The organism is Micromonospora salmantinae (genome assembly GCF_022230905.1).
GTDB classification, from domain to species: Bacteria; Actinomycetota; Actinomycetes; order Mycobacteriales; family Micromonosporaceae; genus Micromonospora; species Micromonospora salmantinae.
In genome coordinates this window covers 47,633-62,229 of record NZ_JAKKFG010000005.1, presented here as the reverse complement: position 1 = coordinate 62,229, position 14,597 = coordinate 47,633, and the positions used below count along the sequence as shown (strand labels likewise).

At 72.7% G+C, this 14,597-nt stretch carries 18 protein-coding genes; 7 read left to right on the top strand and 11 right to left on the bottom strand.

Annotated features, from left to right (window positions below; genetic code table 11):
- Positions 1-146: 146 nt before the first annotated feature.
- Complete coding sequence (locus PSH03_RS05665) at positions 147-1,067, bottom strand: ADP-ribosylglycohydrolase family protein (protein ID WP_238688470.1); 921 nt, start codon at positions 1,065-1,067, stop codon at positions 147-149.
- 73 nt (positions 1,068-1,140) lie between these two features.
- On the opposite strand from PSH03_RS05665, the gene PSH03_RS05660 reads away from it, so the two are divergent.
- Together PSH03_RS05660 and PSH03_RS05655 are read left to right on the top strand one after the other, a co-directional pair.
- Positions 1,141-1,830, top strand: coding sequence for a response regulator transcription factor (locus PSH03_RS05660; protein WP_091401712.1), 690 nt, complete (start codon positions 1,141-1,143; stop codon positions 1,828-1,830).
- Between the two features lie 29 nt (positions 1,831-1,859).
- Positions 1,860-3,263, top strand: a complete 1,404-nt coding sequence (locus PSH03_RS05655) for a HAMP domain-containing sensor histidine kinase (RefSeq protein WP_210785207.1) — start codon at positions 1,860-1,862, stop codon at positions 3,261-3,263.
- Positions 3,264-3,519: 256 nt separating this feature from the next.
- On the opposite strand, the gene PSH03_RS05650 is transcribed toward PSH03_RS05655, so the two are convergent.
- Positions 3,520-4,542: an adenosine deaminase gene (locus tag PSH03_RS05650; RefSeq protein WP_210785208.1), complete on the bottom strand. Its 1,023-nt coding sequence runs from the start codon at positions 4,540-4,542 to the stop codon at positions 3,520-3,522.
- Positions 4,539-5,333 carry a trans-aconitate 2-methyltransferase gene (locus PSH03_RS05645; RefSeq protein WP_238688469.1) on the bottom strand — a complete coding sequence of 265 codons (795 nt, stop codon included), beginning with the start codon at positions 5,331-5,333 and terminating at the stop codon, positions 4,539-4,541. The genes PSH03_RS05650 and PSH03_RS05645 overlap by 4 nt, the downstream gene beginning before the upstream one ends.
- Before the next feature lie 83 nt (positions 5,334-5,416).
- Between PSH03_RS05645 and PSH03_RS05640 the strand changes: the two genes are divergently transcribed.
- Together PSH03_RS05640 and PSH03_RS05635 are read left to right on the top strand one after the other, a co-directional pair.
- Entirely contained in the window at positions 5,417-6,400 is a 984-nt protein-coding gene (locus PSH03_RS05640) for an aldo/keto reductase (RefSeq protein WP_091401706.1), read from the top strand.
- An 88-nt stretch (positions 6,401-6,488) separates the two neighbouring features.
- The gene (locus PSH03_RS05635) at positions 6,489-6,680 is read left to right on the top strand and encodes a hypothetical protein (RefSeq protein WP_238671989.1); all 192 of its coding nucleotides are present in this window, start codon (positions 6,489-6,491) and stop codon (positions 6,678-6,680) included.
- A gap of 121 nt (positions 6,681-6,801) precedes the next feature.
- Here the strand turns inward: PSH03_RS05635 and PSH03_RS05630 are convergent, their stop codons facing one another.
- From PSH03_RS05630 to PSH03_RS05600, 7 genes are all read right to left on the bottom strand, one after another.
- Positions 6,802-7,005, bottom strand: coding sequence for a cold-shock protein (locus tag PSH03_RS05630; protein WP_030338233.1), 204 nt, complete (start codon positions 7,003-7,005; stop codon positions 6,802-6,804).
- 287 nt (positions 7,006-7,292) lie between these two features.
- Positions 7,293-7,565, bottom strand: a complete 273-nt coding sequence (locus tag PSH03_RS05625) for a DUF4235 domain-containing protein (RefSeq protein WP_124817926.1) — start codon at positions 7,563-7,565, stop codon at positions 7,293-7,295.
- Positions 7,562-7,936 carry a DUF3618 domain-containing protein gene (locus PSH03_RS05620; RefSeq protein WP_210785212.1) on the bottom strand — a complete coding sequence of 125 codons (375 nt, stop codon included), beginning with the start codon at positions 7,934-7,936 and terminating at the stop codon, positions 7,562-7,564. The genes PSH03_RS05625 and PSH03_RS05620 overlap by 4 nt, the downstream gene beginning before the upstream one ends.
- Positions 7,933-8,367, bottom strand: coding sequence for a phage holin family protein (locus PSH03_RS05615; RefSeq protein WP_030338239.1), 435 nt, complete (start codon positions 8,365-8,367; stop codon positions 7,933-7,935). The genes PSH03_RS05620 and PSH03_RS05615 overlap by 4 nt, the downstream gene beginning before the upstream one ends.
- Before the next feature lie 228 nt (positions 8,368-8,595).
- The gene (locus PSH03_RS05610) at positions 8,596-9,786 is read right to left on the bottom strand and encodes a mechanosensitive ion channel family protein (RefSeq protein WP_210785238.1); all 1,191 of its coding nucleotides are present in this window, start codon (positions 9,784-9,786) and stop codon (positions 8,596-8,598) included.
- A gap of 83 nt (positions 9,787-9,869) precedes the next feature.
- Positions 9,870-10,691, bottom strand: a complete 822-nt coding sequence (locus tag PSH03_RS05605) for a DUF1206 domain-containing protein (protein ID WP_210785213.1) — start codon at positions 10,689-10,691, stop codon at positions 9,870-9,872.
- Positions 10,692-10,750: 59 nt separating this feature from the next.
- Positions 10,751-11,116, bottom strand: coding sequence for a hypothetical protein (locus tag PSH03_RS05600; protein WP_210785214.1), 366 nt, complete (start codon positions 11,114-11,116; stop codon positions 10,751-10,753).
- Positions 11,117-11,212: 96 nt separating this feature from the next.
- On the opposite strand from PSH03_RS05600, the gene PSH03_RS05595 reads away from it, so the two are divergent.
- Together PSH03_RS05595 and PSH03_RS05590 are read left to right on the top strand one after the other, a co-directional pair.
- Positions 11,213-12,439: a cysteine desulfurase-like protein gene (locus PSH03_RS05595; protein WP_210785215.1), complete on the top strand. Its 1,227-nt coding sequence runs from the start codon at positions 11,213-11,215 to the stop codon at positions 12,437-12,439.
- Positions 12,436-12,723, top strand: a complete 288-nt coding sequence (locus PSH03_RS05590) for a GNAT family N-acetyltransferase (RefSeq protein WP_210785216.1) — start codon at positions 12,436-12,438, stop codon at positions 12,721-12,723. The genes PSH03_RS05595 and PSH03_RS05590 overlap by 4 nt, the downstream gene beginning before the upstream one ends.
- 9 nt (positions 12,724-12,732) lie before the next feature.
- On the opposite strand, the gene PSH03_RS05585 is transcribed toward PSH03_RS05590, so the two are convergent.
- On the bottom strand, positions 12,733-14,223 hold the full coding sequence (locus PSH03_RS05585; protein WP_238688468.1) for a glycoside hydrolase family 3 protein: 1,491 nt from the start codon (positions 14,221-14,223) through the stop codon (positions 12,733-12,735).
- 217 nt (positions 14,224-14,440) lie between these two features.
- Here PSH03_RS05585 and PSH03_RS32395 point away from each other — a divergent pair, with 217 nt between their 5' ends.
- Positions 14,441-14,566 (top strand): hypothetical protein, encoded by a 126-nt coding sequence (locus PSH03_RS32395; RefSeq protein ID WP_255750123.1) that lies wholly within the window; start codon positions 14,441-14,443, stop codon positions 14,564-14,566.
- Positions 14,567-14,597: the final 31 nt, after the last annotated feature.

Here is a 14,597-nt window from a genome sequence, read left to right as displayed (position 1 = left end):
GTGATCCACTCGGGTTCCTGGAAACCGCTGCATCCCCGCACGGACAGCCCGATTCGCAGGAAGCCGACTTGATCGTAGGCAGCGCCAGCGCAGGGCAGGGCAGGCGCAGGGCAAGGCAGCCCGGGTCGCCCGGGCAGCCCCGGGGGTCAGGGGAGCCAGGTAGGTAGCGGCTCGCGGGCGGCCAGCCACTTTTCGGGCACCCCGCCCGGGGTGCCGACGCCGGTGTGCGCCGCCACCACCGCTCCGGCGATGGCGGCCGTGGTGTCCACGTCCCCACCGGCCCGTACGCACGTCTCGATGGCCGCCGGATAGTCGTCGAGGTGGGTGGCGGCCACCCAGAGGGTGAACCCGACGGTGTCCTGGGCGGTCACCCGGGAGCCGTTGCCGAGCGCCGCCACCACCTGGGGCAACGGCCGGCCGAGCAGCCCGGCGGCCCGGTGTACGCCCCGATGCACCTCGGTGACCGGGTCGAGCGCGGCGGCGATCCCGGCCAGCAGGCGCTCCGGGGCGGGCCGGTGCCCGTCGAGGCGGGCTCGGGCGGCCAGCGCGGCGGCGACGGCGACGGCGACCGCGCCGGCGATCCCCTCCGGGTGCGCGTGCGTCACCTCGGCGGACGCGCGGGCCTGGGCGGCGGCGCGCGCTGTCGAGTCGGCGAAGTACGCGCCCAGCGGGCCGACCCGCATCGCCGCGCCGTTGCCGCAGGAGCCCTGCCCGTCGAAGGCGGAGGCGGCGGCCAGCGGCCACGGGGTGCCGGTGCGGATAAGCCCCAGGATGAGCATCGCGCCCGCGCCGTAGCCTCGGCGCTCGGTGCACCGCTCGGCGAAGGAGAGGGCCAGCCGGTCCCGGTCGATGCCGCCGGAGTCGGCCAACTGGGCGAGAACCGAGCAGGCCATCTCGGTGTCGTCGGTCCATTCCCAGGGCGCCGACGGCAGCGCGTCGGCGGCGAGATCCACGGGCACCGGCCCCGGCAGGAAGTACTGCGCGCCGAGCGCGTCGCCGGTGGAGAGACCGGCGAGGCTGTCCCGGGCGAGCGCCAGGCGGGCATCGGCGAACAGGGTGAACGACATCGTCGTACCAGCTTGCCCGGTCGCCAGGCACGCCGCAACGCGATCAACTTGCCAGGCCAAGTACGGTCTTGTCGTGGCCTCCGTGCTCCTGGTCGAAGACGATCACGTCGTACGCGGCGCGATGCTGCGGTCCCTCACCGACCGGGGGCATGCCGTGCACGCCGTGGGTACGGCGTTGGACGCCCTGCGTCGGGTCGCCGCGGAGACACCCGACCTGGTGGTGCTCGACCTCGGCCTACCCGACCTGGACGGCTCGGACGCGCTGCGGATGTTGCGCGGCATCACCGACGTTCCGATCATCATCGCCACCGCCCGCGACGACGAGCAGTCGGTGGTCAAGCTGCTGCGCGCCGGCGCCGACGACTACATGGTCAAGCCGTTCACCGGCGCGCACCTGGACGCCCGGATCACCACGGTGCTGCGCCGGGCCGGCCGGGCCAGTCGGTCCGTGCAGCCCGCTGTGCACAGCGTCGGCGGGCTGCGGGTGGACGTGGGCGAGCGCAGCGCCCAGCTCGACGGGGAGCCGCTGGCGCTGACCCGCAAGGAATTCGACCTGTTGGCGTATCTCGCCGCACGACCTGGGCGGGTAGTGTCCCGCCGGGAACTCTTGGAGGAGGTATGGCGGCAGCCATCGGTCGGCGAGGATCAGACCATCGACGTTCACCTGTACTGGCTCCGCAGAAAGATGGGCGAGTCCGCGGCGAAGCCGCGCTACCTGCGCACCGTGCGGGGGGTCGGATTCCGGCTGGTGGCACCGGACTGAGGACGGCGCTGGCCCTGCTCACGGCCGGCATGTGCAGTCTCGTGGCGCTCGCGTTCCTGATCCCGCTCGGGCTCAGCCTGCGCGAGCAGAGCCGGGACGAGGCCATCGCCGACGCGGCGCGGCGCAGCGCCCTGGTGACCGGCGCGCTGGCGGTCAGCACCGACCCGGCGGTCGTCGAGCGTGCCGTGGTGGCCAGCGCCGAGGGCGCACCCACCCGGCCCGTGGTGCACGGGTTGGGGTTGGACGAGTCGGCTGGTCGGGCCAGCGGCAGCGACCTGGACCGGGCCCGCTCCGAGCGCCAGTCGTTGGTCGTCGACGTCGACGGGGGTGTGGCCCGGCTCGACCCGGTCGTCCTCGGTGACCGGACGGCAGTGGTCGAGGTGTTCCTTCCGGAGTCGACGCTGGGCGAGGGCGCCGGCGGCACCTGGTTGCTGCTGTTCGCGGTCGGCGCGGCGATGGCCGGCGCGGCGGTGCTGGTGGTCGACCGGGTCGCCGCCCGCGCGGTGGACTCCACCCGTGGTCTGGTCAAGGCCGCGCTCTCCATCGGCGACGGGGACCTCGGCGTACGGGTCGAGCCGACCGGTCCGCGCGAGCTGGCCGAGGCCGGGTACGCCTTCAACCGGATGGCGGACCGGCTGGACGCGGCCCGCACCGACGAGCGGGAGTTGGTGGCCGACCTGTCGCATCGTCTGCGTACCCCGTTGACGGTGCTGCGGTTGGACGCGGAGGCGTTGGAGTCCGACGACACCAGCGTGGGTTCGTTCAGCCCGGCGGAGTTGGACCGGCTGCGCGGGATCCGGCGGATCCGGCAGGCGATCGTCACCCTGGAGGGTGAGATCGACGTGCTGATCAAGACCACCCGTAAGACGGTGGCGCTCGAGGCCGGGCCGGCGATGTGCGACGTCAGCGAGGTGGTCCGGGACCGGATGGTGTTCTGGGCGGCGTTGGCCGGCGACCAGAACCGGCCGCACCGGGTCAACGGCGCCCAGCTGCGCATCCCGGCGCCGGTGCCGCGGGCCGAACTGGCCGCCGCGCTGGACGCGGTGATCGGCAACGTCTTCCGCTACACGCCGCAGGGCACCGCCTTCGAGGTGGCGGTGTCCCGACGCGACGGTTACGTGGCGATCCGGATCGACGACGCCGGCCCCGGCATCGCCAACCCGGACCGGGCGCTGCGCCGGGGTGCCAGTGACCAGGGCTCGACCGGGCTCGGGCTGGACATCGCCAAGCGGGTCGCGTTGCAGGCCAACGGCTCGGTGAGCATCGACCGGGCCCGGCTGGGCGGGGCCAGCGTGGTGATGCTGCTCGCCGACCCGGAGGCGACGCCCCGGCAGGTCAGCCGCTTCGGTCTGGTCGGTCGGATGGCCCGCGACGCCCGGGACACGAAGGCCACCGGACGTCGCTGGCCCCGCCAGCGCCCCACCGACGACTGACCCGGCCGAACCCGGGGCTGTGCGCCGGCGCAAGTCTTCCTTAGATCGCGGTTAACGACCGCGTTGGATCGGCCGCGGGCTGACAGGATCAGAGCACGAACCCACCAGTTCCACCGGCCGAGCGCACCACGCACCGACGGCCGGTGGAGCCGCGCGCGCGGCGGGAGTCACAGGTCCCCCCACACCCACGCTCCCGCCGCGCGCCCTGCTCAACCAACCGGCCCAGCCGACCGACCAACTCAGCCGACCGACCAGCTCAGCCGGCGGTCGCGAGGTACGCGTCGATCTCGGCGAGGATGCGCTGCTGGCCGGCGGCGTCCAGGAAGGACGCGGTCACCGCGTTGCGGGCCAGCCCGGCCAGGCCCTCGGCACCGACGCCGAGCAGGCGGGCCGCCACCGCGTACTCGTCGTTGAGGGTGGTGCCGAACATCGGCGGGTCGTCGGAGTTGATGGTGACCAGCAGCCCGGCCTCGACCAGCCGGGGCAGCGGATGCTCGTCGAGGGTGGCCACCGCCCTGGTGCGGACGTTGGACGTCGGGCAGATCTCCATCCCGATCTGCCGCTCGGCCAGGTACGCGAGCAGTTGCGGGTCCTGCGCGGCGGAGATGCCGTGCCCGATCCGCTCGGCGCCCAACTCGTTCAGCGCGTCCCAGACGGTCTGCGGCCCGGTGGTCTCCCCGGCGTGCGGCACCGAGCGCAACCCGGCGGCGCGGGCCTGGTCGAAGTAGGGCCGGAACTGCGGTCGGGGTACGCCGATCTCCGGGCCGCCCAGACCGAAACTGACCAGCCCGTCCGGGCGCTCGTCCAGCGCGATGCGCAGCGTCTCCTCGGCTGCCGGCAGGCCGGCCTCGCCGGGGATGTCGAAGCACCAGCGCAGCTCGATGCCGAAGTCGGCCAGGGCGCGCTTGCGGGCGTCCTCGATCGCCTCGCAGAACGCCGGCGCGGGAATGCCCCGTCGGACGTGCGAGTACGGGGTGATGGTCAGCTCCGCGTACCGGACCTGTTGGCGGGCCAGCTCGCGGGCCACCTCGTGGGTGAGGATCCAGACGTCCTCCGGGTCGCGGATGAGATCCACGACGCTCAGGTAGACCTCGATGAAGTGCGCGAAGTCGCGGAACTCGAAGTAGTTGGCGAGCGCGTCCGGGTCGGCCGGCACGGGGGTACGCCCCTCGTGGCGCGCCGCCAACTCGGCGACGATCCGGGGCAGGGCGGAGCCGACGTGGTGCACGTGCAGCTCCACCTTGGGCAGGCCGGCGATGAAGGTGGACAGGTCGGTCACTGGTTCTCCTGGGCATGGTCGCCGGTGCGGGCGACGACGAAGACGCGGCGGAACGGGAAGTACACCTGACCCTGCCGCACCGGGTACGCCGCGGTGAGCCGTACTCCCAGCTCGGCCCGGAAGGCGGACCAGCCGGCGGCGTCCAGTGCGGCCCGGACCGGGCGCAGCGCGGTGCCCTCCATCCAGGCCAGCACCGGGTGCTCGGCGGCGGGTCGAGCCGGCAGCAGGTGCACGTAGGTAGTCTCCCAGGCGTCCACCGCGCAACCGGCGGCGGTCAGCAGCGCCGCGTAGTCGGCCGGGTCGTCGACCGGGTCCGCGCGCAGCAGCGGGGCGACCTCGGCCCGCCAGGTCGGCCGGTTGGCGACCTCCCGCAGGGCCCTGTGCGAGTCGGCGGCGAAGTTGCCGGGGACCTGCATGGCGAGCCAGGCGCCGACGGGCAGCTCGGTGGCCCAGCGGCGCAGCAGCTCCTGGTGGCCGGGGACCCACTGCAGCGCCGCGTTGGTGACCACCACGTCCTCGTCGCCGGCCGGACGCCAGTCGCGAAGGTCGGCGACCGCGAAGTCGACCGGCGCGCCGAGGGCTTCGGCCCGCTCGATCATTTCGGGCGAGGAGTCGAGGCCGCGCACCCGGCTGGTCGGCCAGCGTTCGGCGAGGACGGCGGTGAGCTGGCCGGGGCCGCAGCCGAGGTCGACCACCGCCCGGGGTCGCTCGGCCGGGATCCGGGCGAGGAGGTCGTGAAACGGCCGGGATCGCTCGTCGCCGAAGCGCAGGTAGGTCGTCGGGTCCCACATGGTCGCCTCCCAAACCGTACGTCCGTACTGCTGACGGTACGGCTCCCGTGGCAGGGTGGCAACCCGATCACTAGGCTCGGGGCATGGAACAGCGCAGCTTCAACCGGCTCGGCCGGACCGTTGGCGCGGTCGGCCTGGGCGCGTGGCAACTCGGCGCCGACTGGGGCACCGTCAGCGAGGACGACGCGATGGCGGTGCTCGCCGCCGCCGTGGACGCCGGGGTCACCTTCCTCGACACCGCCGACGTGTACGGCGACGGCCGCAGCGAGCAGCTGATCGGCCGCTTCCTGCGCACCCGACCTGACGCCGGGCTGACCGTCGCCACCAAGATGGGCCGCCGCGTCGAGCAGCGCCCGGAGGCGTACACCCTGGCCAACTTCCGGCAGTGGACCGACCGCTCCCGGGCCAACCTGGGCATGGACACCCTGGACCTGGTCCAGTTGCACTGCCCGCCCACCGAGGTCTTCTCCTCCGACGAGGTCTTCGACGGCCTGGACACCCTCGTCGCCGAGAAGGCCATCGCCGGGTACGGGGTCAGCGTCGAGACCTGCGACCAGGCCCTCACCGCGATCGCCCGACCGGGGGTGGCCAGCGTCCAGATCATCCTCAACGCGGTCCGCCACAAGCCCCTGGAGCGGGTGCTGCCGGCCGCGGCCGCAGCCGGTGTCGGCATCATCGCCCGCGTGCCGCTCGCCAGTGGCCTTCTCTCCGGCCGCTACGACGAGCACACCGAGTTCCCCGCCGACGACCACCGCAACTACAACCGGCACGGCGCGGCCTTCGACGTCGGAGAGACGTTCTCCGGAGTCGACTTCGACCGAGGTCTGGCCGCCGTACGCAGGCTGGCCCCGCTCGTCGACGCGGACCGCACGATGGCGCAGTTCGCCCTGCGCTGGGTGTTGGACCAGGCGGGCGTCACAGTGGTCATCCCCGGTGCCCGCGACGCCGACCAGGCCCGACGCAACGCCGCCGCGGCGGCCCTGTCCCCGCTCACCGACGAGCAGCTGGCAGCCGTCCGCGAGACCTACGACGAGCTGATCCGCCCGCAGGTGCACGACCGGTGGTGACCCGCGCGCCCGGGGTGCTCGCGTCACGCCACCCGGCCGGCGATGCTGGACGGCGGCGCGCCGCCCCGGGCGGCGGAGAGGGGACGCGATGAGGGGTTGGCTTCCGCTCACCCTCGGCCTGCTGGCCGTGGTGATCGGTGCGGTGTGGACGGTCCAGGGCCTCGGCTACGTCAGCGGCAGCGTGATGACCGACGAGAAGATCTGGGCGGTGATCGGCCCGCTCGTGACGGCGGCCGGGCTGGTGGTGCTCTGGCTCGGCCTGCGCTCGCGCCGACGCTGACCGATTGTTGCACCGGCGAGCCTGAGCAGGCGAAAGCCCCGCATCCCAACCGGGATGCGGGGCTTTCGCGCGACCCTTGAACCGGATCGTCCCACTGGCCGGCGGGGGCCGGCCGTCCTACTCAGATGGGACGGACCTGCTCAGCCTGCGGGCCCTTCTGACCCTGAGCAATCTCGAACTCCACCCGCTGGTTCTCCTCCAGCGAGCGGTAGCCGCTGGTCTGGATGGCCGAGAAGTGGACGAACACGTCAGCACCCCCACCATCGACGGTGATGAAGCCGAAGCCCTTGTCAGCGTTGAACCACTTCACGGTTCCCTGAGCCATGTGTTTCTCCCTCTAAAAACTGGCGGCCGTGCACGCCGTCCGGCCGATTGGCCGTTTTTGAGCAGCGGCGCCTGAGGCGGCCCCACGAAGGAGACTTCTCTCAACCCACGCCATCTCGCAACAGCGGGGACCAGCAAATCACGGAGGTAAAAAGTCTGTCACGACCTCTCCGACGAATTTCTCCGACATGTGACCTGACGGATGCCTCAGGTGCGCTGGGCGGCGTGCGATGCCATGCGAAAGCCCCCTTCCCATCGATGCGGGAAGGGGGCTGAAGTCGCTGCTGGTCAGTCCGGCCAGCTGCCGGTCATCCGGCGTACGCCGACCGCGCCGCCCCGGTCCACTGCCGCCCGGACGACAGCGAAGATGGCGCCCTGCAACGCGGCGGCGGCCAGGATCTCGCCCCAGCCGCGATCCTCGTCGGTCGCGTTGGGCGCCTCACCGTCGCCCGCGGTGGCCTTCCAGACCTGCCGGAAGATCGCCCCGGCCACCGTGCCCGCGGCGATACCCAACAACACGCCGACCGGCCGGTATGCGACCCTGCCGATACTCTTGCTCACCTACGCCTCCCCCGCACGATCATCAGCACCACCACGGTGGCCACCGCGCCGGCCGCGATGGCCGCCCACGGCACCGGGTTTCGGCGCACCAACTCGCCCTTGTCGTACGCCTGTGCGCGTACCATCTCGCCCTTTTCGTACGCCTGCGCCCGCGCCATTCCGGCGCCACGGGCGGCCTGCCCGCGGACCCGAGCGACGGTCTGCGCCGCCTGCTCCCGCATCCGCTCCTTGGCCTGCTCGGCGGACTCCTTCAGACGCGCCTTGACGTCGGCCTTGGCGGCCAACGCCTCCATCGTCTCGCCCAACTCGACCCGGGTGCGACGGATCTCCTCGCGGAGGGCCTCCGTGTCGCCGGTCCCGTTACCGGTCATTGCCGCCCCCTGTCCTTCACCGCGGCGGTGACGGTGTCCATGTCTGCCCGGAGGCTACGGACCGTGGCCGCCGGCACCGGCGGGACGGCACGGCTGACCTGCTTCTTACCCACCAGGGCGAGGATGCCGGCCACCAGGAAGCAGGCCACCGCCACGATCAGCGCAGCAGCCCAGGCGGGCAACACCAGGTCGAGCAACAGGATCGCCGTGGCGACCAGCGCACCAAGACCGAAGAACGCGAGCGCGCCACCGCCGCCGAACAGGCCGATCCCGATGCCCGCGTGCTTACCCTTCTGGGTCAACTCCGCTCGGGCCAGCGTCAGTTCGTCCCGTACGAGGCGGGAGATCTGCTCAGTGGCCCGCTGCACCAACTCGGCGGTGGAGGGCTCGCTCCCGTTCTGGGATGTGCGGGCTTTCGCCACGTCAGCCATGCTGTCCTCCTTTCCTCATCACCGCGCTGTATGCCCGAAGTCGCCGCTCGTCAATCCTAAAGCGCGCCAAGCAGCTCACCGTCCCGTTGTCCGGACGCCGCGCCGCCGATACGCGGCGAGCCGCCGCGATCACGCCAGAGACGTCCGGCAGCACATCCCCCACCCAAGCCCGACCAAACCTCCCGCACCGGCCCCCTCCACCCCGGGCGGGGGTGGGGTGGGGGTGGGTTATTGGGGGCGGGTTTCTTCGGGGCCTACGAAGGCTTCGCTGCGGGCGTCGCCGTCGTCGCTGCCGCCGAAGACACGGGCGTCGTCGGGCGCCTCGGTGTCGGACAGGCGGCGGGCCGGCCGCCTCGGCTGCACCCACTGCCAGGACAGGTTGCTGTTGGAGTCGCCCAGCTCGGTGCGCAGCCGTGGCATGGCGGTCGGGCGGTTGTCCCGGATCCAGGCGACCAGGTGCTCCCGGACGAGGCAGCGCAGGTCCCACAGACTGCCCGCGTCGGCGGCGCTGACCAGCGCGCGCAACCGGACCATTCCGCCGGTGGCGTCGGTGACCTGCAGGACGCAGACCCGCCCGTCCCACAGCTCGGTGCCCTCGACGAGGCGCCGCAGCTCCTCACGCATGATCTGCACCGGCACCGCCCAGTCGACGTCGAATTCGGCGGTGCCGAGCACCGCCGCCTCCGTCCGGGTCCAGTTCTGGAACGGCTTGCTGGTGAAGTACGAGGTGGGCAGGATCAACCGGCGGTCGTCCCAGATCTGCACCACTACGTAGCTGAGGGTCAGTTCCTCGATGCGACCCCACTCCCCCTCGACGACGACCACGTCGTCGAGCCGGACGGCGTCGCTGAAGGCGAGTTGGAGGCCGGCGAAGACGTTGCCGAGCAGGCTCTGTGCGGCGAGCGCGGCCACCACACCGACCACACCGGCCGAGGTCAGCACACCGGCGCCGATGCCCCGCACGCTGGGGAACGTCATCAGCATCACGCCGACGGCCAGGATGACGATCACCGCGATGGTCAGTCGGCGCAGCATCACCACCTGGGTCCGGACCCGCCGGGCGTGCCGGTTGTCCGGTACGTCGACCCGGAACCGGGCCAGCGCGGTGTCCTCCACGACGAGCAGCAGACCGGCGACCAGCCAGGCGAGGGTGGCGATGACGCCGAGGATGAGCAGGTGCAGCAGCAGCCGACGCCAGCTCTCGCCGACCGCGTACCCGGTGCTGAAGCGGACGGCGAACTGCACGGCCAGGACCGTTGCGGCGACCTGGAACGGGCGGTGCGCGTGGTCGGTCAGCTCGGTCAACAGCAGTGACCGGCGGCCGAACCGCCGGGTCAACCGGTGGACGACCTCGACCAGGAACAGGGCGACCGCCGCCGCGACGAGCGCGGCGACGGCCGTTTCGAGATAGTTCTGCACGGCTTCGGTGCTCCCCTTCGACCAGGCGTCGGGCACTTCGGGCAAAAGCCCAAGAGTGCCCGACAGCCCGGGAATCGACCAGTTCAGACCTTGCGGTACCGGGACTGGAGGAAGCAGTAGACGCCGAAGGCGGCGATGCCGAGGGCGACCAGGGTCAGCAGGAACATGCCGTAGGACTGCTCACGCAGGGCGTGCAGCGCGGCGTCCAGACCACGAGCCTTCTCCGGGTCGTAGTTCACCGCGGCCACGATGACCAGCAGACCGGCGATGCCGTACGCGACGCCCTTGGCGATGTATCCGGCCATGCCCAGCCGGCGGGCGAGCTGGCGGGTCTTCGGGTTCATCTCGCCGGTCTTGAGGTGCTTCTCGAACTTCTTCCGGGCGCCGTAGATCACCAGGCCGATGCCGATCGCGGCGACGACCAGGCCGGCCAGGCCGACCAGCCACCGGCCACCGCTGGAGGTCATCAGCTTGCCGGTCAACGCCTCCTGCTGGTCGGCGCTGTTCGACCCGGCGTCGGAGAAGACCTTGAAGGCGGTCCAGGCGAAGTAGAGGTAGACGATGGTCCGGCCGGCCGAGGCGACCCGTTCCATCACCCGCTCCTTGCCGCGCTCGGCGCGGTGCCCGACCGCCGCCTCCAGCGCCTGCCAGATCGCCATCGCGAGCAGGCCGACAGCGACGGCGATGACCAGGAACTTGCCGAGGGGCTGTGCGGAGAGGGTACGCAGCGCGCCGGACTGGTCGCCGTCGTCGGACGACGTGCCGAACGCGATCTGCAACGCCAACCAGGCGAAGAGGAGGTGGACGATGCCGTAGCCGATGAAGCCGGCCCGGGCGAGGAGTTCCAGCCACCGGCTGTCCGCCGTACGGGAGGCGGTGGCTTCGGCGCTACGGGTAAGTGACATGGCGTCACAATCTCCGATTCTGAAGATTCCCAAACGTCGGCCACCGCCGCCCGCCCGGGTCAGCTACCCGGGTTGCGCGCTACGCGAATCTTGACCTGTTGGTCGGTCACGCTGTCCAGGGTGACAGCGAAGCCCCCGGCCTCGGCGGCCTGCTGGCCGGTGGTGAGGGTGAGCTGCTCACCGGCGACCTCGACGGTCACCTGGTCACCCTCGGCACCGACCAGCTTGGCCTCGACGCCCAGGATGGTGGCGCTGGCGTCGACACCCCGCTCGAAGGTGACGGTGCAGGCGTCCAGCCCGCAGTCGGTGGAGGCGCCCTGGGAGCTGCACCCGGCGAGCACGGCGAGGCCGAGCGCCAGACCGGCGAAGAGACCGGCAGCGCGGCGGACGGTGGGAATGGGCACGGTGGCGGGTCGGTTCGTCACCCCGCCAAGAGTACGAGACATCCGCGACGGCACCGCCCAACGGTGATCACCTGGCGGCCGGGAAGGGTACGGGGAGCACCGGCTAGGGTCCGGGACATGCCGTTCGACATCGCCCGCACCCGGGCCGCGTACCCCGCCCTGACCGAGGGCTTCGTCCACTTCGACGGTGCCGGCGGCACCCAGACCGCGGCCGGTGTGATCGACGCGGTCACCGACGCCATGCGGTCGGCGGTGGGCAACCGCAGCGCCGCCTTCCTACCGGGTCGCCGGTCGTTGGAGCTGGTGGCCGAGGCCCGCTCGGCGGTGGCCGACCTGCTCGGCGGCGACCCGGCCGGGGTGGTGCTCGGCCCGAGCGCTACCGCGCTGACGTACACCCTGGCCCGCACGCTCGGCGCGGCCTGGCGCCCGGGTGACGAGGTGGTGGTCTCCCGGCTCGACCACGACGCGAACGTGCGGCCGTGGGTGCAGGCCGCCGAGGCGGCCGGCGCGACGGTGCGCTGGGCCGAGGTCGACCGGCACACCGGTGAACTGCCCGCGGCACAGTACGCGGACCTGGTGGGTGAGCGGACCCGGTTGGTGGCGGTCACCGGCGGTAGCAACGCCATCGGCACCATGCCGGACGTGTCGGCGATCGCCAAGACGGCGCACGCGGTCGGCGCGTTGGTCTACGTCGACGGGGTGCACTCGGTGCCGCACGGGCCGACCGACCTGGCCTCGCTCGGCGCCGACGTGCTGGTCACCAGCGCGTACAAGTGGTCCGGCCCGCACCTGGCGGCGATGGTGGCGGACCCGGCCCGGTGGGCGGCGCTGCGCCCGGCGAAGCTGGTGCCGTCCTCCGACGCGGTGCCGGACCGGTTCGAGTACGGCACGCCGAGCTTCCCGCTGCTGGCCGGCGTGGCCGCGGCGGTGGATCACCTGGCGGGGCTGGACCCGGACGCGGTCGGGGACCGGCGGGCCCGGCTGCGGGCCGGGCTGGCCGCCGCCCAGGCGCACGAGGAGGCGCTACTGGACCGGCTGCTCGCCGGGCTGGCGCGGCGGCCGGCGATCACCGTCTACGGCTCGCCGGCGCGGCGCTGCCCGACGGTCTCGTTCCGGATCGCCGGGATGTCCCCGACGGCCACCCAGGAGGCGCTGGGCGACGCAGGGTTCTGCCTCTCCGTCGGCGACTACTACGCCTACGAGTACTTCCAGCTGATGGGTCTGCGCGACAGCGGCGGGGCGGTGCGGGCCAGCATCTACCACTACAACACGGCCGACGAGGTGGACCGGTTGCTCGGCGAACTCGACGCGTTGGCCGAGCGGGCGGGGAGAATGGCCGGATGAGCACCCTGGTCGAGGACAACCCGGCGAAGCACCGCTTCGAGATCCTTGTCGACGACGCGCTGGCCGGCTTCACCGCGTACCTGCCGCGCGGGGAGGTCCTGGTCTTCACCCACACCGAGGTGGACCGGGGCTTTCAGGGCAAGGGGGTGGGTGGCACGCTGATCCGCGGCACCCTGGACCAGCTCCGGGCCCGCGGCACGACAGTGGTGCCGCAGTGCCCCTTCATGGCCGCGTTCATCGACAAGCACCCCGAGTACGCCGACCTGGTCGCCGACCTCCCGTAGCGCGGACCGTCAGCGGACGCCGGTGAGCACCTCGGCGGCGGCCTGCCCGCTGGCCCGGGTGGCGCCGTGGGTGGCCAGGTGCACCGCCCCGGTGACCAGCTCGGGCACGCCCAACTCGACCACTACGGCGTCCGGCCGGGCGGCCAACGCGCGGTGCACGGCGGCGCGCATCCAGTCGTGCCGGTGCTGGTCGCGGACGACCAGGACCAGAGGGCGGCTGCCCGCACCGGCGCTCGGGTCGGCTGGGACGTCGGGTTCGGCGTAGCGGACCGTGCTGGTGCCGGGCAGCAGCTCGGTCAGTGGTCCGCCGATGCCCCACGGGGTCTCGGCGCCGATGGCGATGTTGCGCAGCGGCTCGAACTCGACGACGTGTGCCGCGCGGGTCAGGGGCAGCGCGACAGTCGTGCCCGGGGCGGCGGTGACCCGGACGGCCCGGCGGGCGGCGACCAGGCCGACGTCGGCGGTGGCGCGCGCTCCGGCCGAGCCGGAGCTGCGGGCGGCCACCGTCCAGGCGGCGAGTTGACCGACGCGCTTGGCGGCCTCGGCGAGACGTTCCTCGGGCAGCTCACCGGAGACGACGGCGGCCACGATGGCGTCGCGCAGCTCGCCGGCGGCCTGCTCGTCGGCCCGTTCGCCGCCGATGCAGATGGCGTCGGCCCCGGCGGCGAGGGCGCGGACCGTCGCCCCGGCGAAGCCGTACCGGTCGGCGACCGCGCGCATCTCCATCGCGTCGGTGACCACCACGCCGGAGAAGCCCAGCTCGTCGCGGAGCAACCCGCCCAGGATGCGCTGACTCAGCGTCGCCGGCAGGTGCGGGTCGAGCGCGGGCACCAGCAGGTGACCGGTCATCACCGCCTGCACCCCGGCGGCCACGGCGGCGCGGAACGGGGCCAGTTCGCAGGCGTCCAGCCGGTCCCGGTCGGCGGTGATCCGGGGCAGGTCGTGGTGTGAGTCGACCCGGGTGTCGCCGTGCCCGGGGAAGTGTTTGGCGCAGGCCGCGACGCCGCCGGCCTGGAGCCCGCGGACCCAGGCGGCGGTGTGCCGCGCGACCAGCACCGGGTCGGCGCCGAAGGAGCGGACGCCGATCACCGGGTTCGCCGGGTTGGAGTTGACGTCGGCGTCCGGCGCGTAGTTGAGGGTGACCCCCGCCGCGGCCAGCTCGGCGCCGAGGTCCCGGGCGACGGCCTCGGTCAGCTCCGGGTCGTCGACAGCGCCGAGGGCGAAGTTGCCGGGCCGGGAGCTGCCGTGCACCGACTCCAGCCGGGTGACGTCGCCGGCCTCCTCGTCGATCGCCACGATGACGTCCGGCCGTTCCGCGCGCAGCGTCGCGGTGAGCGCGGCCACCTGCTCGGTGTCGACGACGTTGCGGGCGAAGAGCACCACCGAGCCGAGACCCTCGCCGAGCCAGCGGCACACCCATGGTGGTGGGGTGGTGCCGACGAAGCCGGGTTGCAGGACGGCGGCGGCGAGCGCCGGGAGGTGCCCGTTGGTAGTGCTCACTCCGCCCCCTCGCAGTGATCGGTGTCGATCACCGGCGACGGTGCGCCCCCGTCGATCCGCTGGTTGCGCTCGCTCATGCGGCCCCCGTACCCCATCTCTCGCGCGCCCTCGGCGCACCGCCACCGGCAGGCGGTCCTGCCATGGTCACACTGAGCGATTCAATAGTCAATAAACCTTACAGTTGCCTGGCGGCCCGCTCCCCGGGGAGAGTGCGGGGATGGATCCCGTCCTGCTGGCCGACGCGACGAGCCCGGCTGACATCCCCGGCGTACGCCTGCTCGGCCTGGTGGTCGGCGCGCTGCTGCTCCTCGCCGCGATCCGGGCGATGTTCGGTCGACGCTGAGCGAGCCGTGCCGATCCGGGCCCGGCGGTCC